16 protein-coding genes, 2 tRNA genes and 1 riboswitch are annotated in these 19,567 nt (G+C 69.3%); of the genes, 10 read left to right on the plus strand and 8 right to left on the minus strand.

Annotated features, from left to right (window positions below; all coding sequences use genetic code 11):
* Positions 1–13: 13 nt before the first annotated feature.
* Entirely contained in the window at positions 14–1,321 is a 1,308-nt protein-coding gene (locus BJ982_RS17735) for a M50 family metallopeptidase (RefSeq protein WP_184881477.1), read from the plus strand.
* 40 nt (positions 1,322–1,361) lie between these two features.
* On the opposite strand, the gene BJ982_RS17740 is transcribed toward BJ982_RS17735, so the two are convergent.
* The 3 genes from BJ982_RS17740 to BJ982_RS17750 all read right to left on the minus strand — a co-directional run bounded on the left by BJ982_RS17740 (position 1,362) and on the right by BJ982_RS17750 (position 4,421).
* Positions 1,362–2,306 carry a coiled-coil domain-containing protein gene (locus BJ982_RS17740; RefSeq protein ID WP_184881479.1) on the minus strand — a complete coding sequence of 315 codons (945 nt, stop codon included), beginning with the start codon at positions 2,304–2,306 and terminating at the stop codon, positions 1,362–1,364.
* Between the two features lie 34 nt (positions 2,307–2,340).
* Positions 2,341–2,477, minus strand: a riboswitch (cyclic di-AMP (ydaO/yuaA leader).
* A gap of 67 nt (positions 2,478–2,544) precedes the next feature.
* Positions 2,545–3,624: a galactose-1-phosphate uridylyltransferase gene (gene galT / locus BJ982_RS17745; RefSeq protein ID WP_184881481.1), complete on the minus strand. Its 1,080-nt coding sequence runs from the start codon at positions 3,622–3,624 to the stop codon at positions 2,545–2,547.
* The gene (locus BJ982_RS17750) at positions 3,621–4,421 is read right to left on the minus strand and encodes a DeoR/GlpR family DNA-binding transcription regulator (protein ID WP_184881483.1); all 801 of its coding nucleotides are present in this window, start codon (positions 4,419–4,421) and stop codon (positions 3,621–3,623) included. The genes galT and BJ982_RS17750 overlap by 4 nt, the downstream gene beginning before the upstream one ends.
* A 175-nt stretch (positions 4,422–4,596) precedes the next feature.
* Between BJ982_RS17750 and BJ982_RS40910 the strand changes: the two genes are divergently transcribed.
* Positions 4,597–4,674, plus strand: coding sequence for a 50S ribosomal protein bL37 (locus tag BJ982_RS40910; protein ID WP_373869622.1), 78 nt, complete (start codon positions 4,597–4,599; stop codon positions 4,672–4,674).
* Positions 4,675–4,690: 16 nt separating this feature from the next.
* Here BJ982_RS40910 and BJ982_RS17755 read toward each other — a convergent pair whose 3' ends face one another.
* The 4 genes from BJ982_RS17755 to BJ982_RS17770 all read right to left on the minus strand — a co-directional run bounded on the left by BJ982_RS17755 (position 4,691) and on the right by BJ982_RS17770 (position 7,959).
* Positions 4,691–5,281 (minus strand): TIGR03086 family metal-binding protein, encoded by a 591-nt coding sequence (locus BJ982_RS17755; RefSeq protein WP_239122881.1) that lies wholly within the window; start codon positions 5,279–5,281, stop codon positions 4,691–4,693.
* Between the two features lie 91 nt (positions 5,282–5,372).
* Positions 5,373–6,728, minus strand: coding sequence for a dihydrolipoyl dehydrogenase family protein (locus BJ982_RS17760; protein WP_184881485.1), 1,356 nt, complete (start codon positions 6,726–6,728; stop codon positions 5,373–5,375).
* Between the two features lie 761 nt (positions 6,729–7,489).
* On the minus strand, positions 7,490–7,690 hold the full coding sequence (locus BJ982_RS17765) for an SCO4225 family membrane protein (protein ID WP_373869614.1): 201 nt from the start codon (positions 7,688–7,690) through the stop codon (positions 7,490–7,492).
* Between the two features lie 198 nt (positions 7,691–7,888).
* Positions 7,889–7,959 (minus strand) — tRNA-Gly (locus BJ982_RS17770).
* 90 nt (positions 7,960–8,049) lie between these two features.
* On the opposite strand from BJ982_RS17770, the gene BJ982_RS17775 reads away from it, so the two are divergent.
* A tRNA-Pro gene (locus BJ982_RS17775) sits at positions 8,050–8,123 on the plus strand.
* A gap of 273 nt (positions 8,124–8,396) precedes the next feature.
* Here BJ982_RS17775 and BJ982_RS17780 read toward each other — a convergent pair.
* Positions 8,397–8,813, minus strand: coding sequence for an ATP-binding protein (locus BJ982_RS17780; RefSeq protein WP_260413790.1), 417 nt, complete (start codon positions 8,811–8,813; stop codon positions 8,397–8,399).
* Positions 8,814–9,173: 360 nt separating this feature from the next.
* On the opposite strand from BJ982_RS17780, the gene BJ982_RS17785 reads away from it, so the two are divergent.
* The 7 genes from BJ982_RS17785 (at position 9,174) to BJ982_RS17815 (ending at position 19,102) form a co-directional block, all read left to right on the plus strand.
* A complete protein-coding gene (locus BJ982_RS17785; RefSeq protein WP_184613053.1) occupies positions 9,174–10,043 on the plus strand; it encodes a Sco1979 family transcriptional regulator in 870 nt (289 codons plus the stop codon).
* Positions 10,044–10,250: 207 nt separating this feature from the next.
* Positions 10,251–11,615 carry a trigger factor gene (tig, locus tag BJ982_RS17790; protein WP_184881489.1) on the plus strand — a complete coding sequence of 455 codons (1,365 nt, stop codon included), beginning with the start codon at positions 10,251–10,253 and terminating at the stop codon, positions 11,613–11,615.
* Positions 11,616–11,799: 184 nt separating this feature from the next.
* Positions 11,800–13,374 (plus strand): Na+/H+ antiporter, encoded by a 1,575-nt coding sequence (locus BJ982_RS17795; protein WP_184881492.1) that lies wholly within the window; start codon positions 11,800–11,802, stop codon positions 13,372–13,374.
* Between the two features lie 116 nt (positions 13,375–13,490).
* Positions 13,491–14,135, plus strand: coding sequence for a ClpP family protease (locus BJ982_RS17800; RefSeq protein ID WP_184881494.1), 645 nt, complete (start codon positions 13,491–13,493; stop codon positions 14,133–14,135).
* Between the two features lie 11 nt (positions 14,136–14,146).
* Complete coding sequence (locus BJ982_RS17805; RefSeq protein ID WP_184613057.1) at positions 14,147–14,791, plus strand: ATP-dependent Clp protease proteolytic subunit; 645 nt, start codon at positions 14,147–14,149, stop codon at positions 14,789–14,791.
* A 180-nt stretch (positions 14,792–14,971) separates the two neighbouring features.
* Positions 14,972–16,255 carry an ATP-dependent Clp protease ATP-binding subunit ClpX gene (clpX, locus tag BJ982_RS17810; RefSeq protein ID WP_114033080.1) on the plus strand — a complete coding sequence of 428 codons (1,284 nt, stop codon included), beginning with the start codon at positions 14,972–14,974 and terminating at the stop codon, positions 16,253–16,255.
* Positions 16,256–16,501: 246 nt separating this feature from the next.
* Positions 16,502–19,102 carry a valine--tRNA ligase gene (locus BJ982_RS17815; RefSeq protein WP_184881496.1) on the plus strand — a complete coding sequence of 867 codons (2,601 nt, stop codon included), beginning with the start codon at positions 16,502–16,504 and terminating at the stop codon, positions 19,100–19,102.
* Positions 19,103–19,567: the final 465 nt, after the last annotated feature.

Here is a 19,567-nt window from a genome sequence, read left to right on the forward strand (position 1 = left end):
TGGGGGTAGGTCTATGAGCTGGCTCATCGTGGCCGGGTTTCTCATCTTCTTCCTCGGGATGGCCTTGTCCATTGCCCTGCACGAGCTCGGGCACCTCGTTCCCGCCAAGCTCTTCGGGGTGAAGGTCACGCAGTACATGGTCGGTTTCGGGCCCACGGTCTGGTCCCGGCGGCGCGGCGAAACCGAATACGGCCTCAAGTGGATTCCGTTCGGCGGTTACATCCGCATGATCGGTCCCCTTCCTCCCCGGCCCACCGACGATCCGAACAAACTGCGCAGTCTGCCCACCGGCCCGTGGCAGGGGCTCATCGAGACCGCCAGGCAGGCGTCCCTGGAGGAGGTACGCCCCGGCGACGAGAACCGCGTGCTGTACCGCAAGCCGTGGTGGCAGAGGTTCATCATCTTCCTCGGTGGGCCGCTCATGAACTTCCTTCTCGCGTTCGCCCTGTTCGCGGTGGTGTTCATGGGCTTCGGCGTCGAGGTCGCCAAGCCCACGGTGGCCAAGGTGTCGCAGTGCGTCATGACCGTGGCGCAGGAGTCCAAGGGCCAGAAGTGCGACTCCACCTTCAAGCCGACCCCCGCCGCGCTCGCCGGGCTCCGGCCCAACGACACCATCGTCTCCTTCGACGGCAAGCCGGTGCGCACGTGGGACGACGCCACCGGCTACATCCGGTCGCACGGCGCGGGCCCGGTCACCATCGGCATCCGCCGCGACGGCGCCCCCATGACGCTCACCACCAGCCTCATCGCCCAGGACCGCCCCTCCGTCGCGGAGCCGGGCAAGGTCGACAAGGGCGTCGGCTTCCTGGGCGTCACCCCGGTCAGCGTGGTCGAGAAGCAGGGCTTCGGGTACACCCTCGGCGCCATGTGGGACATCACCGCCCGCACCGCCCACGCGCTGTCGCAGTTCCCGCAGCGCCTGGTCGGCGTGTGGCAGGCCGCCTTCGGCGGGGCGGAGCGTCAGCTCGACAGCCCGCAGAGCATCGTCGGCGCGGGCCGCATCGGCGGCGAGATCGCCGCGTCCGCGCTGCCCATGGAAGGCAAGATCGTCGCGTTCATCCAGCTCCTGGCGGGCGTGAACCTGGCGATCGGCATGTTCAACCTCATCCCGCTGCTGCCGCTGGACGGCGGCCAGATCGCGGGCGCCCTGTGGGAGGGCCTCAAGCGCGGGTACGCCCGCGTGCGGCGCCGCTCGATGCCGGGCTACGTCGACATCGCCAAGGCCCTTCCCCTGACCTACGCGATGGTCGCGATCCTGCTCGTCGTCGGCGGCCTGCTGGTCTACGCCGACATCGTCGCCCCGATCCGCCTCACCGGCTGACCCCGCGGGCCCGGCCGAGGCCGCCGGCCCGGCCGAGGGGCTAGTACATCGAGATGTGCACGTGGTCGAAGTGGTTGGCCGTGATGCCGCCGCGGTTCGCCATCGCGCGCCAGCCGGGGAAGCCCATGTTGTAGATGCGCTGCCGGTAGATCACGTACTTGACGCCCAGCTTGCCGCCGTTCTTGATCGCCCAGGCGGCGATCTGCTCGCCCAGCGCGACCTGGGCGGCGGACGGCATCGCGCCGCCGGAGCTGAGCATGAAGTCGCAGGCTCGGCCGAGGGGATGCTCGCCGGAGTTCTCGGCGCGGTAGCAGCCGATCGGGAACCGCATGGCGAAGTGGTCCTTGATCTCGGCGCGGATCAGCCGCATGCGGGGGGTGATGTTCTCGCCTCCCGAGGGCAGCTCCGGCGCCCACGACCCGTTGGCCCTCTTGCCGGGCGCGGTCGGCACGAGCGTGTCCAGCTTGTCGTTGATCTGGTCGATCAGCTTCTCGGCCTCCTCGCGCTGCTCCTTCACCTCGGTCATGTCGGCGCGGAGCCGTTCGGTGAGCCGGGCGGCGTCGTCGGAGGCCTTCTTGCGCTCCTCCCGCACGGTCACGAACCTGGCGATCTTCGCCTCCTGCTCGTCGCGGAGCTGGGTGAGCAGCGCGGCGCCGCCGTAGCCGGGGGACAGGAGCTGGCCTGCCATGCCGAGGTTTCCCGCCTGGTACTGGAGCTGGGCCAGGTCGCCCACCTGTGCCTGCGCGGCCCGCAGGCCCGCCTCGGAGTCCTTCAGGCGCGAGCGCGCGGCCTTCTCGGCGGCCTTGGCCTCGGCCGTCGCGACGCGCTTGGCATTGTACTGCGCGATCAGCTTGTCGACCTGCTTGCCGAGCGACTCCAGTTGCGCCTTCAGCTGCTTTTCGGACGGCTTCGGCGCGGCGCCCGCCGTCGCCGTGCCGAGCAGGAGCCCGGCGGTGGTGAACGTGGCCAGAACGGCTGCGGCCACGCCGGCGTGGCGGCCTTTCCTCGGGGGCAGAGCCCTCTCCTCTCCATCTGCCGACCGGGTTAGCTGACGGGTTCGGGCCGGAGCAGCCCTACCACGGACGTGGATTCACCCCAAGAACCTATGGGTCCCCGGTTCCCGGGCGAGGCGCCTGGGATTTGGCGTACCGGCTGTTTCGGCCGGTGATGGATGGATGTTAGTACCTGACCATGGTCAGTGGGGACTTTGGGGCGAAATGTCGCTAAAAATCACCTGATGTCCGAAGTAGCTGGGCGGCCTCCTCCGGGAGCACGTCGTTGACGAACGCGCCCATCGCCGACTCCGAGCCGGCCAGGTACTTCAGCTTCTCCGCCGCCCTGCGGACGCTGAAGAGCTGGAGATGCAGGTAGGCCAGGTCGCGCCCCTGGCGCACCGGCGCCTGGTGCCAGGCGGCGACGTACGGCATCGCCACGCCGAACAGGCCGTCCAGCCGCCGCAGCACTCCGGTGTACAGCGGGCCGAACGACGCCCGCTCGCCGGCGTCCAGCGCAGTCAGGTCCGGCACCCGCCGGTGGGGGTAGACGTGCACCTCGAAGGGCCAGCGCGCCGCGGCCGGGACGAACGCCGTCCAGTGCTCGTTCTCGGCCACCACGCGCACCCCTGCCTTGCGCTCGGCGGCGAGCACGTCGGCGAACAGGTCGCCGCCCGTGCGCTCCCGGTGGCGCGCCGCCGAGGCCAGCATGCGCCGGGTCCGCGGGGTCACGTACGGGTAGGCGTAGATCTGCCCGTGCGGGTGCGTGAGCGTGATGCCGATCTCTGCGCCGCGGTTCTCGAAGCAGAACACCTGCTCCACGCCCGGCAGCCGCGACAGCTCGGTGGTGCGGTCGGCCCACGCCGCGAGCACCAGCTCGACCTGGGCGGGGGAGAGGGCGGCGAAGGAGGAGTCGTGCGCGGAGGTGAAGCACACCACCTCGCACCGCCCGGCGCCCGCCCGCGCCTCGCTCAGCCCGCCCGGATCCTCGTACGCGCCCGCCTGCCCGCCGAAGGACGGGAAGCGGTTCTCGAAGACCGCGACGTCGTAGTCGGGGGAGGGGATCTCGCTCGCCCGGCCCGGGGCGGACGGGCACAGCGGGCACTGGTCGGCGGGCGGCAGGAACGTGCGGCCCTGGCGGTGCCCGGCGATGGCGACCCACTCGTCGAGGACGGGGTCGTGCCGCAGCTCCGAGGCCGGGGGACGCGGCGGCAGGTCGCGGGTGTCGGCCGCGGAGCGGTCGGCGTCCGCGCGCCGGTCGAAGTAGATCAGCTCCCTGCCGTCCGCCAGGCGGGTGACCGTGCGCTTCACTGGGCCGCCGCCTCGGCCGCCTCGCGCGGGTCGGCGAGCACCAGCGCGCCCACCTGGTCGGCGAGGAGGGGACGCGCGTCTTCGGGCAGGCCCGTGTCGCTGATCAGCACGTGCGCCTCCTCGAGTTTGGCGATCGTGCTGATGCCGACCGTGCCCCACTTGGTGTGGTCGGCGAGCACGACCAGTTGCTGCGCGGCGGCGACCAGCTCTCTGTTGGTCTCGGCCTCCAGCAGGTTCGGCGTGGTGAAGCCCGCCCTGAGGTTCATGCCGTGGACGCCGAGCATGAGCGTGTCGACGTTCAGCTCGCGGATGGCGGCCACCGCGACCGGGCCGACCAGCGCGTCCGAGGGCGTGCGCACCCCGCCGGTGAGCACCACGGTCTGGTCCGGCCTGCCCGAGCGGTGGAAGACGTCGGCCACCTGCAGCGAGTTGGTGATGACGGTCAGCTCGGGGACGTCGGTCAGGAAGTGGGCGAGCGTCCAGGTCGTCGTGCCCGCCGACAGCGCGACCGCGGTGCCGGGGCGCACCAGTTCGGCGGCGCTGCGCGCGATGGCCTCCTTCTCGGCCTGCTGGCGCACGGACTTGGCGGCGAAGCCCGGCTCCTCGGTGGAACCGGCGCCGGTGGCCGTGGCGCCGCCGTGCACCTTCTCAACGAGTCCCCGCTCGGCGAGGACCTCCAGGTCCCTGCGGATCGTCATGTCCGAGACGCCGAGCTCGCGCACGAGGTCGGCGACGCGTGCCGCGCCGTTCCTGCGCACCCGCTCCAGGATCGCCTGCTGCCGCTGCTGTGCCAGCATCCCCCACCCCTTTCCCCACATTCCACCAAATTATTACATATCCCCACCGAACTGCTGTTTGAACGTGGTGGGGTCGTGCCGCCGCGCACGCGGTTCCTTTGACGTTTGGGCCTTGTACGGCCCCCGTTCACCGGGCGAGGGTGGGAGCACGAGACGAACCCGAAGGGACGCCGAGATGGCCAGACGCGCGCGCAAGAGCCGGGCACGCAAGAAGAGGAAGGCCAACCACGGCAAGCGCCCGGCGTCACGCTGAGACGCGCGGCACCGGCCTAGGGAGCCTCCGGCGGGCGGGCGCCCCGCCCCCAGGCCGCGAGCAGGCGCGTCTGCGCGTCGGCGTCCTCCGGCAGGGGCGGGCGATCTCCTATCACGCCCGCCTGCCGGTAGGCGTCCTCCGCCCCCGCGAACCACGCCGCGCAGACCTCGACCAGCTCGGGATCCAGACGGTCGCCGGCGTCGATGGCCGTCGCCAGGTCCCAGGTGTGGATCAACGTGTCGGCGAACAGCTCGGTGATGTACTCCTCGCCGGGGACGTCGCCGAAGGACAGGCGCACCGTCCTGGTCAGCACGTCGGCGGGCTCCGTGGCGCGCACGGCGGCCGCCGCGGCGACGTCGAACGCCTTCACCGGGTCGTCGCCCAGCAGGTCCCCCTCCAGCAGATCCTGCACCTCGGCCGCCGACCGGCCGGAAAGAAGCTCCGGGGCGCATAAGCTCTCGCCCACCAGATGCTCGACCAAGGTGCGTACGTCCCAGTCCCCGCACGCCGTGGGGAGCCGCCACTCGCCGGCCCCCACCCGGTGCACGTACCCGCCGAAGTGGTGCAGAGCCCGGCGGTACGCCTCGCGGATGTCCATCGTCATCATGCCCCTCCCGCGTTGTCGCCCCTGACGTTAACCCGGCGAGCAAGATCTCGTCAGGGGGCGCGGGTCACTCAGGGCGGCACGGGTACGGGGCTCAGCCGAGCCCGGCGAGGGCGTCCTCGACGGCGCGGTGGAAGGTGGGGTAGGCGTAGATCATGCTCCGGAGCCGCTCGACCGGGATCCGTTCGTGGACGGCCAGGGTGAGCAGGGCGAGCACCTCGCCGCCGGACGGCCCCGCCGCCGTCGCGCCCGCCAGCACATTGCCGTCCGCCACGAGCTTCACGAACCCCTCGGCACCCGCGATCCAACCCCGGGCGGAGGACTCCAGCGGGACCGTCGAGACGCGCACGCGCAGCCCCCTCTCCCGGGCCTCCCGCTCGGTCAGCCCCACCGAGCCGACCTCGGGGTCGGTGAAGGTCACCCGGGGCACGGCGTGGTACTCCGCCGCGGGGCCCGGCTTGCCCAGGATGTCGGCGAGCGCGATCCTCGCCTGGTACACCGCTACGTGCGTGAACGGCCCTATGCCGGTCACGTCCCCGACCGCCCAGACGCCGTCGGCCGCACGCATGTGGCCGTCCACGGCGATCGCCGGGGCCGACTCGTCCAGGCCGGCCGCCCCGGCGCCGAGCGCGGCGAGGTCCGAGCGGCGTCCGGTGGCCACCAGCAGCCGCTCGGCGCGGTTGCTGCCGGCGTCGGTCATCACGGTGAAGGCCGCGCCGTGGTGGTCAACGCGGGAGACCTCGGTGCCGGTGCGCACGGTGACGCCCTCATCGGCGAACACCTTGGCGAGCAGCTCGCCCGCCTCCGGCTCCTCCTGGGGGAGCAGCCGGTCGGCCGCCTCGACGACGGTGACCTCGGCGCCGAAGCGGCGGAACACCTGCGCGAGCTCCAGGCCGACCGCGCCGCCGCCGAGCACGACCAGCGACTCGGGCACCCGCGCGGCCTCGGCGGCCTGGTGGTTGGTCCAGTACGGGGTTCCGGCCAGCCCCGGGATCGGCGGCACCGCGGCCTGCGACCCGGTCGCGACGACGACGCCCCTGCGGGCGCGCAGGAGCCGGGTGCCGTCCACCAGGACCTCCCGCGGCCCGGCCAGCCTGCCGTGGCCGCGCACCAGGGTGCCGCCCTTGCCCGCGAAACGGCCGGCGGCGGTCGCGTCGTCCCACCCGTCGGTCGCCTCCTCGCGGACGCGACGCGCCACAGGCGTCCAGTCGGGAATCACGGCGGCCCCTCCCGCGGTCCCACGGACCCGGCGGGCATCGGCGAGCAGGTCAGCAGCGTGAATCATCATCTTGGACGGCACGCACCCCCAATAGGGGCATTCGCCGCCCACGAGCCGCGCCTCGACCCCGGCCACGGCGACCCCCGCCTCGGCGAGCCGCCCCGCGACCTCCTCGCCCCCAGGCCCCAGCCCCAGCACGATGACGTCGAACTCTTCCGCTTGCGCACCCATGACGTCCCTCTGCCCCACCCGATATCCACCGAACGCCAACACGTCAAAACATGTCCGAATAGCCGGAATTCCCTGACGCGTCCCCCAACGAGCACGCTTTCCGAGGACACCCTTCGGATACTCACCTCTCGTCCGGAAATTCTCGAAAGGGCTTGAGCGGCGCTGGATGGCAACCAGAACCGCAACCGGGGAGCGGAGACAACGAACGGGATGATCTCGATGATCCGTCCCTAGATCACCCGGCTGTCGAGCACCCGTGCCGGCCATGGTCCAGCTATGGGCAGCGGAGCCACATGACCAGGGGATAAGAGCCCCCACCCGGGATGTCGACCCACCGGTATCCCGCTTCCACGCGCGCTCCCGCGCTTCGATTCATCTTGTCGGACGGATCTTCGTCCCAGAGGCATTCGGGTCGGTCCCCCTGATGCCAGGTGCCCTCACGATCGGTCCATGGCACCGTTCCCCAGACGAGGGCGGTCAGACCGTTGTCCGCCTGAAAGGAGCCGTGGACACCTGGCCCGTTCAGCATCGCGTGTCCCTCGGCCAGCGTGAGGCGGACGCTACCGATTCGCAGGTGGATCGCTGCGACGCCGCCTATAACCAGAGCAGAAGCCATTAGAGCGAGACCCATGCCCTTGGAGATCGTCACCTGACCTGTCAGCGGGCGGCGTATGCGTTGATTGAGGGGCATGGGCGAACAGTAGGTGAAGGGGCGAATTCTGGCGATGTACCCAATCGAGTGGTGGGTCTGGCCGTGATGATCATCTTGATGCCGGAGTGCCCTCGGCCGGGGAGGGGCTCTTCCGCCGTCCGCGCGCGATCAGCCAGAGAAGCCACGCTTGGAGCAGGCCGGTAGCGGGGAAAAGCGTGCTGATGATCACTTCGTTCAGCGATGCGAGCGGCAGGAACATGAGGAGTTGCGAGAGCGGAGAGGTGACCGCGAACAGCACCACCCCCTCCAACCCTTGGCTGCCTGGAGTCGGCCGGGACCGGCGCCCACGGCGCAGGCCGGGCGGCCTGGGCGTGCGGGCCGTGCGACGGCGTGGAGCGCCGTGGCCTTGTATCGAACTGTCCTCACGGGCACGGCACCAAAAGCCGGCCGTGAATAAAGTGAGGCCCGGGTCGGGGATCGTGTCCTCTGCCTGGGCCTTCGGGGTGAGAGCGGACGACGGGAATCGAACCCGCGTAGCCAGTTTGGAAGACTGGGGCTCTACCATTGAGCTACGTCCGCGCGAGCCGGTCGCCGTCTGGTCTAGACTTCATCCGGTCGTCAGGACGTAAGCGTACCGGAGATTCCGAGTGCGCGAGCGGCCAGGCGTTCCGGGGTGTAGCGCAGCTTGGTAGCGCGCCTGCTTTGGGTGCAGGAGATCATCGGTTCAAATCCGGTCACCCCGACACGAGCCTGTCGGCTCGCCCGCGGCGGCGGGGGAGCGGCCCCGTGTCGTAGCGGTCATCCGGGGCGCGAGGGCGGCGGGTTCCCGGCCGGCCGGTCGGCCCGCGCGACTCGGCGTCCGCGCGACCGACACCTATACAAAAGGTGAGATCGCCGTTTGGGCGGGTGCGGACCGTGAGCGCCTGTGCAGACGTCTCCGGTCCGACATCAGCGCGTAACCAGGCCGAAATTTCGACGTAGGCCCAAGGACGTTTTCGCGGCGTTCGCGGGAGGGCTCAGGCGGAGCCGAAAAGCGCCCAGACGGCCTTGCCGCCCTCGTCCAGGGCGTCCCATCCCCAGCGCGTGCTGTAGGTCTCCACGATGTGCAGTCCGCGCCCATGCTCGGAGATGAAATCCGGCTCCTTGGGCGTCGGTATCTCGTCGCTGGGGTCGGAGACGGCGAGCAGCACGTGCGGCGAGAGGCGCAGGAGGATCAGCGTGATCGGCTGGGCGTCCAGGCGTCGCGGCCCGCAGATGCCGTAGCGCACGGCGTTGGTGACCAGCTCGGATACGACCAGGACCGCGTCGTCGCAGAGCGGGGCGAGTCCCCAGCCGCCGAGGGTGGTCCTCGTGACGTCGCGGGCCGTTTTCACGGAATCGGCCTGGGGGCGCAGCGGGCAGGTGGCGGTGTCGCCGTGGAGCGCGGAGCGCATGAGCCGCTGGAAACCCACACCGTCGGCCGGTTCGAGACATCGGGCTGCGGATACCGGCTCCAGCATCCCGCTGATACCTCCCGCCGTCATTGTGAGTCTCCGCGCCCTGTCGTCTCTTTACGAGTTAGTGCACCTTTAGCCCAATATGCACTAGGCCATCATGGGTCAGTATTGCGGCTCATGCAAGACCCAAATGCACGTGCAGCTGCGTCGTGCAAACGCAAGAGCCGGGCCGTTCGCGCTCCGTGAGCACCGGTCAGCGGCCCGTCGGAAGGGCGCGCGCACCAGACCTTGTCAGGCGGGCCGGAAGTGGTGACACTGTGTTGGCTGGCCGTAGACCCGAGAAGAGAAGGAGGCCGAATGACTCAGTACCAGCCTGGCTCCGGTCCGACGGCCCTCCGTATTCTTCTCGGCACCCAGCTGCGCCGCCTGCGCGAAGAGAAGGGCATCACGCGGGAGGACGCCGGCCACGTGATCCGCGGCTCCGAGTCCAAGATCAGCAGGATGGAGCTCGGCCGGGTCGGGTTCAAGGAGCGCGACGTCGCCGATCTGCTCGCCTATTACGGGGTCGCCGAGGGCGAGGCGCGCACCGCCGTCATGAACCTCCTGGAGAGGGCCAACGAACCCGGCTGGTGGCACCGCTTCAACGACCTCCTCCCCTCGTGGTTCCAGGCGTACGTCGGCCTGGAGGAGGCGGCGGCCCGCATCCGCACCTACGAGGTGCAGTTCATCCCCGGCCTGCTGCAGACCAAGGAGTACGCCCGCGCGGTCATCACCGCGGGGGCCGCGGGCATCGGCCCCGCCGAGATCTCGCGCCGCGTCGACCTGCGCATGGAACGCCAGCGCGTCCTCGACCGCGACGACGGCCCGATCTTCTGGGCCGTCATCGACGAGGCCGCGCTGCGGCGCCCCATCGGGGGGACCGACGTGATGCGCGGCCAGCTTGAACATCTGCTTGAGCTCATGCGCCAGCCGAAGATCACCATCCAGGTCATGCCGTTCAGCTTCGGCGGGCACAGCGCCGAGGGCGGCGCCTTCAGCATCCTTCGCTTCCACGACAACGACCTGCCGGACGTGGTGTACGTCGAGCAACTCGCCAGCGCGCTCTACCTCGACAAACGCGAGGAAGTGGACCGTTACAGCGAGGTGATGGAACGGCTGTGCGCCGTCAGCACCACCCCCGAGGCCACCGTCGATATCTTGCAGAAGATCATCTCTGACCGAATGTGACGCCTGTCGATGACGCCGGAGGTGCCTGTCTGCCCTAGACTGGCATGCGGCGCTGGACACCCGCCTCAGTTGAGCACGCCCGAGCCGGACGTGCCCGCTGGCTGTGCACTGAGCCGCCCAAGTGGGCGCGGCGCGCGATCGTGTCGCGGTGGCCGTACGGCATGACGCGCCCGCGATCACCAGAAGCTTGATCAAGGAGACCACCCCGTGAAGACCGCTGTCGAGGAGCTCAGCCCCACCCGGGTGAAGCTCACCGTCGAGGTGCCGTTCGAGGAGCTCGAGACGAGCATGCAGGCGGCGTACAAGAAGGTCGCGCAGCAGGTGCGCGTGCCCGGCTTCCGCCCCGGCAAGGTTCCCGCCCGCATCATCGAGCAGCGCTTCGGCCGCGCGGTGGTCCTGGAGGAGACGCTCAACGACGCCCTGCCGAAGCTGTACGGCAAGGCCGTCGACGAGAGCGACGTCTTCCCCGTCAGCCAGCCCGAGATCGAGGTCACCAAGATCGACGACGGCAAGGAGGTCGAGTTCACCGCCGAGGTGGACGTCCGCCCCGCCTTCGACGTCCCCGACTACAAGGGCATCGAGGTGACCGTCCCCTCCTCCGAGGTCTCCGACGAGGACATCGACGCGCAGGTCGAGGCGCTGCGCCAGCGCTTCGCCACGCTGACCGGCGTCGAGCGCGCCGCCGGCAACGGCGACTACGTCGTCATGGACCTCGCCGCCACGATCGACGGCAAGAACATCGAGGAGCAGCAGGCCTCCGACGTCTCCTACGAGGTCGGCGCGGGCTCGGTGCTCCAGGGTCTCGACGACGCCCTGGTCGGCATGGCCGCCGGTGACGAGAAGACCTTCACCACCACGCTGGTGGGCGGTGAGAACGCCGGCGAGGAGGCCGACGTCACCATCAAGGTCAAGAACGTCAAGGAGAAGGTCCTCCCCGAGCTCGACGACGAGTTCGCCGGCCTGGCCAGCGAGTTCGACACCCTGCAGGAGCTGCGCGACAGCATCCGCGAGCAGGCCCGCCGCAACAAGCTCATCGACCAGGTCGTGCAGGCCCGCGAGAACGCCCTGACGGCTCTGCTGGACCAGATCGACATTCCGCTGCCCGACAGCGCCCTCAACGCCGAGGTGGACGCCCGCAAGCACAATCTGGAGCACCAGATCGGCGAGAGCGGCCTGAGCCGCGAGGCGTTCTTCCGGCTCTACCAGACCACCGAGGAAGAGCGCTTCGCCGAGTTCGACGAGAACTCCCGCAAGGCGATCAAGACCGGCTTCCTGCTCGACAAGATCGTCAAGCAGGAGGACCTGGGCGTCAGCGAGCAGGAGCTGACCAACTTCGTGGTGCGCCGCGCCGCCCAGCTCGGCGTCGCCCCGAACACCCTCGCCCAGCACCTCGCCGACAACGACCAGCTCACCCTGGCCATGGTCGAGATCGTCCGCGACAAGGCCAAGACCGTCATCGGCGACGCCGCCAAGGTGACCGACGAGGACGGCAACGAGGTCGACCTCAAGGCCATCTACACCGAGCTGAACGCCGAGGAGGAGGCCGAGGAGAACGCCCCGGCCGCCGAGTGACCTTCGCGTCCCCGCTCTGAGGCGCGGCCCGCGCCTCCGGTGTGATCGTCCATGCCCTCACCGTGATGCACGGTGAGGGCATTGGCATTTACTGCGACATGCGCACCCTTGTGCAACCTTTGTGGTGATTGTTGCCATATCCGGGGCAACTCTCGACTGTGAGAGCGGGCTACCGGGGGCGCCGGTGATCGAGGCATACCTCATCGTGGCGGTCGCGATCGCCGTGATGATGCTGGTCGGACGAGCGGTGGCACGGGGGACGGGCATACCGGCGGCGATCCCGCTCGTGCTGCTCGGCGTGGCGGCGAGCTTCGTGCCCACCATGTCCAAGGCCGTGGTGCCGCCCGACTTCATCCTCAACCTGTACCTCCCCCTGCTGGTCTACCGCGCCGCCTTCCTCACCGCGCCCCGGGAGACCAAGGAGGACGCGGTCCCCATCTCGGTGATGGCCTTCGGCCTCACCTGCGCCACCGCCCTCGCGGTCATGGCCGCCGTACGCTTCGTCCTGCCGGAGGTCGGCTGGCCCGTGGCGCTCGCACTCGGCGCCGCCGTCGCCCCCACCGACCCGGTGTCGGCCACGTCGATCATGCGCCGCCTCGGCACCCCGCGCCGCCTGGTGACGATCCTGGAGGGCGAGAGCCTCGTCAACGACGCCGTGGCGCTCACCCTGTTCGGTCTGGCCCTCACGGCGCTCACCGAGCCCGTCACGCCCGCCGCGGGGGTCCTGCTGCTCGTGCGCGTCGTCGCGGGCGGCGTGCTGTACGGCCTCGTGCTCGGCTGGGTGGTCGGCAGGCTCCGCGGCCGGATCACCGACCCCGGCGCGCAGATCGTGCTCTCGCTGATCACGCCGTTCGTCGCCTACCTGCCCGCCGAGCACTTCGGCTTCTCCGGCGTGCTCGCCACGATCGCCACCGGCTTCTACCTGGGCACGCGCGCCCACGGACTGCTCCAGCCCGCCTCCCGGCTCACCGGCAACGCCTTCTGGGAGGTGCTGGTGCTGCTGCTGGAGTCCAGCCTGTTCGTCCTGCTCGGGCTGGAGATCCGCCAGGTGATCTCCGGGGTGTCGAACTACTCCATCGGCATGCTGGCCACGACCGCGGTGGTCGTCCTCGCCGCGGTGGTCGTGCTGCGCCTGCTGTGGACCATGATCGCCTTCCGGCTGGCCCGGTGGCTGCCGGGCAAGCACCTGTCGTTCGACCGCGTCGGCAGGCGGGAGCGGCTGGTGATGGGCTGGGCGGGCATGCGGGGCGCCATCACGCTCGCCGTCGCGCTGTCCATCCCGCTGAGCGCCTCCAACCGGCCACTGATGATCTTCCTGGCGGCCGTGGTGGTCCTCGCCACTCTGCTCGGGCAGGCGACCACGCTCGCGCCCCTGCTGCGGCGCCTGGGCCTCGGCGAGTCCAAGAAGGCCGTCATCGAGGAGGCGCACGCCCGCCGGGCCACCGCCGAGGCCGCGCTGTCGCGCCTGGAGGAGCTCGCCTCCGACGACCGGGTCGACGAGCACACCGCCGAGGTTTTCCGGCAGCTTTACGAACTTCGCCTCGACCGCGCCCGCGCCGTCCTGGACGAGAGCGACGGCGACGAGGAGAAGGGGCTCGACGAGCAGAGCCTGCGCTGGCTGCGCAAGCAACTCGCCCGTGCGCAACGGCAGGAAGTGGACGACCTCTACGCCGATGGCAAGATCAGCGCCACCACCCAGCGGCATCTCATCCACGAGCTTGACCTGGAGGAGCGCCGGCGCGCGTCCGATCCGCAGTGACCTTTAGAGACCTGCGCCGTCAGCGAACAGTGTTGAGACCGGGTCTGACCGGTGCTTGCCGCGCGTTAAGGTCACAAGCAACGCCCATCGATTACGACGCATCGGAAGGTGACGCTGTGACCAGCCCGCCGACCTCATACCAGCCCGCCAGCTTCGGGCCGGAGTCCCGGGGCCGTGAGAACGGTTCCTTCCGGCTGGAGGACCAGCTTTACAACCGTCTGTTGCGTGAGCGCATCGTGGTGCTCGGCACCCAGGTGGATGACGAGGTCGCCAACCGCATCTGCGCCGAGCTGCTACTGCTGGCCGCCGACGACGCCGATCGCGACATCTGGCTCTACATCAACTCGCCAGGCGGTTCGGTGACGGCCGGCATGGCGATTTACGACATGATGGAGTATGTGCCGAACGATGTCTGCACGGTGGCCATGGGGCTCGCCGCCTCGATGGGACAGTTCCTCCTGTGCGCCGGGGCCCACGGCAAGCGCTACGCGCTTCCGCATGCCCGCATCATGATGCACCAGCCTTCCGGCGGCATCGGCGGCACGGCCGCGGACATCGCGATCCAGGCGGAGCAGATGCTCTACGTCAAGAAGACCTTGGCCGAGCGCATCGCCCACCACACCGGCCAGCCGCTCGACCAGATCGAGAAGGATTCCGACCGGGACCGCTGGTTCACCGCCGAAGAGGCCAAGGACTACGGCTTCATCGACCACGTCGTGCGCAGCGCCCGGCAGGTGCCCTCCGAGGGCGCCGTCTCCTGAAGGGACAATTCGTGAGTGACCTGATCCGGCCGGGAGACATCAACGGCCGTTACATCATCCCTTCGTTCGTCGAACGCACCACGTACGGCGTCAAGGAGATGAACCCCTACAACAAGCTCTTCGAGGACCGCATCATCTTCCTCGGAGTGCAGATCGACGACGCGTCGGCGAACGACGTCATGGCCCAGCTTCTGACGCTGGAGTCGCTCGATCCCGACCGTGACATCAGCATCTACATCAATTCGCCCGGCGGCTCGTTCACGGCCATGACGGCGATCTACGACACGATGCAGTTCGTCAGGCCCGAGATCCAGACGGTCTGCCTCGGCCAGGCGGCGTCGGCCGCGGCCGTGCTGCTCGCCGGCGGCACGCCGGGCAAGCGCTTTGCGCTCCCGAACGCCCGCATGCTGATCCACCAGCCCTCCACCGAGGGCGGGGGCCAGGGCAGCGACATCGAGATCCAGGCCCGCGAGATCCTGCGCATGCGCTCGCTCCTGGAGGAGATCGTCGCCCGCCACTCGGGCAAGTCGCCCGAGCAGGTCCGCCGCGACATCGAGCGCGACAAGATTCTCAACGCCGACGAGGCCAAGGAGTACGGCCTCATCGACGACATCATCCCCTCACGGAAGAAGCGCGCTCAAGCGGTTGCTTCCTGAGGACGCGGATCGCACCGGAACGGTGCCCAATTGGGCACGTTCCGGTGCGACTCACCGCTAGGGGGCGCACTGAGGGCCCAGAAGACGGTAACGTCGAAACCTGAGCGGGATGACTTTTCGGACCGAGTCCGCAAGATTCGGATCGCGGAGCAGGCGGTCCCACGCAAAGGAGTATCTGGGGTGGCACGCATCGGCGACGGCGGAGACCTGCTGAAGTGCTCGTTCTGCGGGAAGAGCCAGAAGCAAGTCAAAAAGCTCATCGCCGGACCAGGTGTCTACATCTGCGATGAGTGCATCGATCTCTGCAACGAGATCATCGAGGAGGAACTCTCCGAGTCCTCCGAGCTCAAGTGGGACAGTCTCCCCAAGCCGAGAGAGATCTTCGAGTTCCTGGACGCTTATGTCATCGGCCAGGACAAGGCGAAGAAGGCCCTCTCGGTGGCGGTGTACAACCACTACAAGCGGGTGCAGTCCGGCGAACGCGGCCGAGACGACGGTCTGGAGGTGGGCAAGTCCAACATCCTTCTCCTCGGCCCGACGGGCTCGGGCAAGACCTTGCTCGCACAGACCCTCGCCAAGATGCTGAACGTGCCGTTCGCCATCGCGGACGCCACGGCGCTCACCGAGGCGGGCTACGTCGGCGAGGACGTCGAGAACATCCTCCTGAAACTGATCCAGGCCGCTGACTACGACGTCAAGAAGGCCGAGACGGGCATCATCTACATCGACGAGGTCGACAAGATAGCCCGCAAGAGCGAGAACCCTTCGATCACGCGCGACGTGTCCGGTGAAGGCGTGCAGCAGGCTCTGCTGAAGATCCTTGAGGGCACGACCGCCTCGGTCCCGCCGCAGGGCGGCCGCAAGCACCCGCACCAGGAGTTCATCCAGATCGACACCACCAACGTGCTGTTCATCTGCGGTGGGGCGTTCGCGGGGCTTGAGAAGATCATCGAGTCGCGCATCGGCAAGAAGGGCATCGGCTTCAACGCCATCATCCACTCCAAGGACGAGATCGACGCCTCGGACATCTTCTCGGACGTCATGCCCGAGGACCTGCTGAAGTTCGGCATGATCCCCGAGTTCGTCGGCCGTCTGCCGATCATCACCAGCGTGCACAACCTCGATCGCGACGCGCTGATCCAGATCCTCACCGAGCCGAGGAACGCGCTGGTCAAGCAGTACCGCCGGCTGTTCGAGCTCGACAACGTCGAGCTGGAGTTCACCGACGACGCCCTGGAGGCCATCGCCGACCAGGCCATCCTGCGGGGCACGGGTGCCCGCGGCCTGCGCGCCATCATGGAGGAGGTCCTCCTCTCGGTGATGTACGAGGTGCCGTCCCGCCAGGACGTCGCGCGGGTGGTCATCACTCGTGAGTCCGTGCTGGAGCACGTGAACCCCACGCTGGTCCCGCGGGACCAGCTCAACGCCAAGCAGCAGCGCACTCCCCGGGAGAAGTCCGCCTGACCGGCGGCTCCCGCACCAGGCCGCATGAACGCGTGAGCGGAGGGGCGACCGCTCACCGTCATGGCACGCGCCTGCGCCGACCGGCATCGTCCTACCCTCACGTGTCGATCGGGTGCCTAACAGGTTACGTAACGTAGTACAGGGCGGTTACGGTCCGCCGAATGCGCGTTTTTGTGCCTCGTGCCCGTATATCAGGTTACGGGCCTGCGCCGACGCGACACGGGCAAGGGAGCGGCCTCCCTACAATTGGTGACTGTGACAACGCCTGAACTGCCTACTCAATACGCACCCGCCGACGTCGAGACCCGGAGCTACGAGCGCTGGGTATCCGAGGGCTACTTCCGGGCGGACGTAGGCAGCGAGCGCGAGGCCTACACCATCGTCCTGCCCCCGCCCAACGTCACCGGCGTCCTCCACATCGGCCACGCCCTCGACCACTCCATCCAGGACGCCCTCACCCGGCGGGCCCGCATGCGCGGCTTCGAGACCCTCTGGCTCCCCGGCATGGACCACGCCGGCATCGCCACGCAGAACGTCGTCGAGCGCGAGCTGGCCAAACAGGGCCTCTCCCGGCACGACCTCGGCCGCGAGGCCTTCGTCGAGCGCGTCTGGCAGTGGAAAGAAGAGTCCGGCGGCCGCATCCTCGGCCAGATGACCAAGCTCGGCGACGGCGTCGACTGGTCCCGCGAGCGCTTCACCATGGACGAGGGCCTGTCCCGCGCCGTCCAGACCATCTTCAAGCGCCTTTTCGACGACGGCCTCATCTACCGCGCCGAACGCATCATCAACTGGTGCCCCCGCTGCCTGACCGCGCTGTCCGACATCGAGGTCGACCACTCCGACGACGAGGGCGAGCTCGTCTCGATCCGCTACGGCGACGGCGACGCGTCCATCGTGGTCGCCACCACCCGTGCCGAGACCATGCTCGGCGACACCGCCGTCGCCGTGCACCCCGCGGACGACCGCTACGCCCACCTCGTCGGCACCACCGTCGAGGTGCCCTTCACCGGCCGGCGGATCCCCGTCGTGGCCGACGAGCACGTCGACCCCGCGTTCGGCACCGGCGCCGTCAAGGTGACCCCCGCGCACGACCCCAACGACTTCGAGATCGGGCGCCGTCACGGCCTGCCGTCGCTCACCGTCATGGACGAGCGCGGCGTCATCACCGCCCACGGCCCGTTCCAGGGCCTCGACCGCTTCGAGGCCAGGCCCGCCGTGGTCGCCGCGCTGCGCGCGGAAGGGCGCATCGTCGCCGAGAAGCGCCCGTACCTCCACGCCGTCGGCCACTGCTCCCGCTGCAAGACCGTTGTCGAGCCGCGCCTGTCCCTGCAGTGGTTCGTCAACGTCCAGCCCCTGGCGAAGGCCGCCGGCGACGCCGTGCGCGACGGGCGCACCCGCGTCCACCCGCCCGAGCTCGCCAAGCGCTACTTCGACTGGGTCGACGACATGCACGACTGGTGCATCTCGCGGCAGCTCTGGTGGGGGCACCGCATCCCCGTCTGGTACGGCCCCGAGGGCGAGGTCGTCTGCGTCGGCCCCGACGAGCAGGCCCCGCCCGGCTACGTCCAGGACCCCGACGTCCTGGACACCTGGTTCTCCTCGGGCCTGTGGCCGTTCTCCACGCTCGGCTGGCCCGACCGCACGCCCGACCTGGAGCGCTTCTATCCCACCACCGTCCTGGTGACGGGCTACGACATCCTCTTCTTCTGGGTCGCCCGCATGATGATGTTCGGGCTGTACGCCATGGACGGCACCCCGCCGTTCCAGACGGTCGCCCTGCACGGCATCGTCCGCGACCAGTTCGGCAAGAAGATGTCGAAGTCCTCCGGGAACGTCGTCGACCCGCTGGACTGGATCACCCGGTACGGCGCGGACGCCACCCGCTTCACGCTGCTGCGCGGCGCCAGCCCCGGGTCCGACGTCGCGATCAGCGAAGACTGGGTGGCCGGGGCCCGCAACTTCTGCAACAAGATCTGGAACGCCACCCGGTTCGCGCTGATGAACGGCGCGACCGTCTCGGCGCCGCTGCCCGCCCCCGGCGACCTCACCGTCGCCGACCGCTGGATCCTCTCGCGGCTGCGGACGGTGACCGGCGCGGTCGACACCGCCTACGACGAGTTCGAGTTCGCGAAGATCTCCGACCAGCTCTACCACTTCGCCTGGGACGAGGTCTGCGACTGGTACGTCGAACTGGCCAAGATCCAGATCGGCACGGGCGGGGAGGTGGCCGATCGCACCCGCCTGGTCCTCGGCCATGTCTTCGACGCTCTGCTACGCCTGCTGCACCCGCTGGTGCCCTTCGTCACCGAAGAGCTGTGGCGGGCGCTCACCGGCGATGCGTCCCTCATGGCGACCTCGTGGCCGGACACTCGGCCCGAGTACGCCGACCCGGCCGCCGAGAACGAGATCGCCGCGCTGCAGGACCTCATCACCGAGGTCCGCCGCTTCCGCTCCGACCAAGGGCTGAAGCCGGGCCAGCGGGTCGCGGCCAAGCTCAGATTCGACGACGCGGCCCTCGCCGCGCACGAGGCCGCCATCCGGTCCCTGGTGCGGCTCGACGATCCCTCCGGCGATTTCAGCGCCACCGCGAGGCTCGCCGTGGGCGCGGCCGTCGTCGAGCTCGACACGGCCGGGGCCATCGACGTCGCGGCCGAGCGCCGGCGCCTGGAGAAGGACCTCGCGGTCGCCCGTAAGGAGGCCGCCCAGCAGGCCGGAAAGCTCGGCAACGAACAGTTCATGGCCAAGGCCCCCGATGACGTCGTCGCCAAGGTGCGCGCCCGGGCCGCCCAGGCCGACGCCGACATCGCCCGCCTCGAAGCCCAGCTCGCCGCCCTGCCCACGGGTTGATGTGCGCGGGGAGCCCTGTCGGCCTGCGCCGGCCGGGCTCCCCAAGCATCCCGCCATGCCCCCTCGACATCGAAGGTTTGAGCAGGGGTGACCCGGGAATAACCGCAGGCTTGCCGAAGTTGTTCATCCCACGCGCGTGTCGGTGCTAGAGTCTTATCTCGCAGGGCGGCGCACAACTCCGCATGACGCGGAGGCTCCGAGATCGATCCGGTCCCGGAGGTGCTAAGCTCCTCTGCACTCCCGAGATCCTCTCTCTGATCGAGATGTCGCGTCAGACGTTGACACGGCAAGTTGATCAGCGTAAGGTAGTGGAGTTGCCCTGGAGACGGGGTGCGGGTCTTGGCGCTGGTCAGGGCCTGGGTGCTGGTGCGGGTGCCGGTAACGGCCCGGTTTGCCGGTGGTCAGGTTGGTTGATAGCGTCGGGATCACCGCGAAACGAGATGGAAGCCCCGGAGTTCGGGTCCT

Source organism: Sphaerisporangium siamense, assembly GCF_014205275.1.
GTDB classification, from domain to species: domain Bacteria; phylum Actinomycetota; class Actinomycetes; order Streptosporangiales; family Streptosporangiaceae; genus Sphaerisporangium; species Sphaerisporangium siamense.

Coding starts and splice junctions, on each gene's coding strand:
- BJ982_RS17750 (WP_184881483.1), bottom strand. CDS start 4,421: ATGCTGGCACAGCAGCGGCAGCAGGCGATCCTGGAGCGGGTGCGCAGG.
- BJ982_RS17760 (WP_184881485.1), bottom strand. CDS start 6,728: ATGGGTGCGCAAGCGGAAGAGTTCGACGTCATCGTGCTGGGGCTGGGG.
- BJ982_RS17785 (WP_184613053.1), top strand. CDS start 9,174: ATGACTCAGTACCAGCCTGGCTCCGGTCCGACGGCCCTCCGTATTCTT.
- BJ982_RS40910 (WP_373869622.1), top strand. CDS start 4,597: ATGGCCAGACGCGCGCGCAAGAGCCGGGCACGCAAGAAGAGGAAGGCC.
- BJ982_RS17755 (WP_239122881.1), bottom strand. CDS start 5,281: ATGATGACGATGGACATCCGCGAGGCGTACCGCCGGGCTCTGCACCAC.
- BJ982_RS17735 (WP_184881477.1), top strand. CDS start 14: ATGAGCTGGCTCATCGTGGCCGGGTTTCTCATCTTCTTCCTCGGGATG.
- BJ982_RS17780 (WP_260413790.1), bottom strand. CDS start 8,813: ATGCGCTCCGCGCTCCACGGCGACACCGCCACCTGCCCGCTGCGCCCC.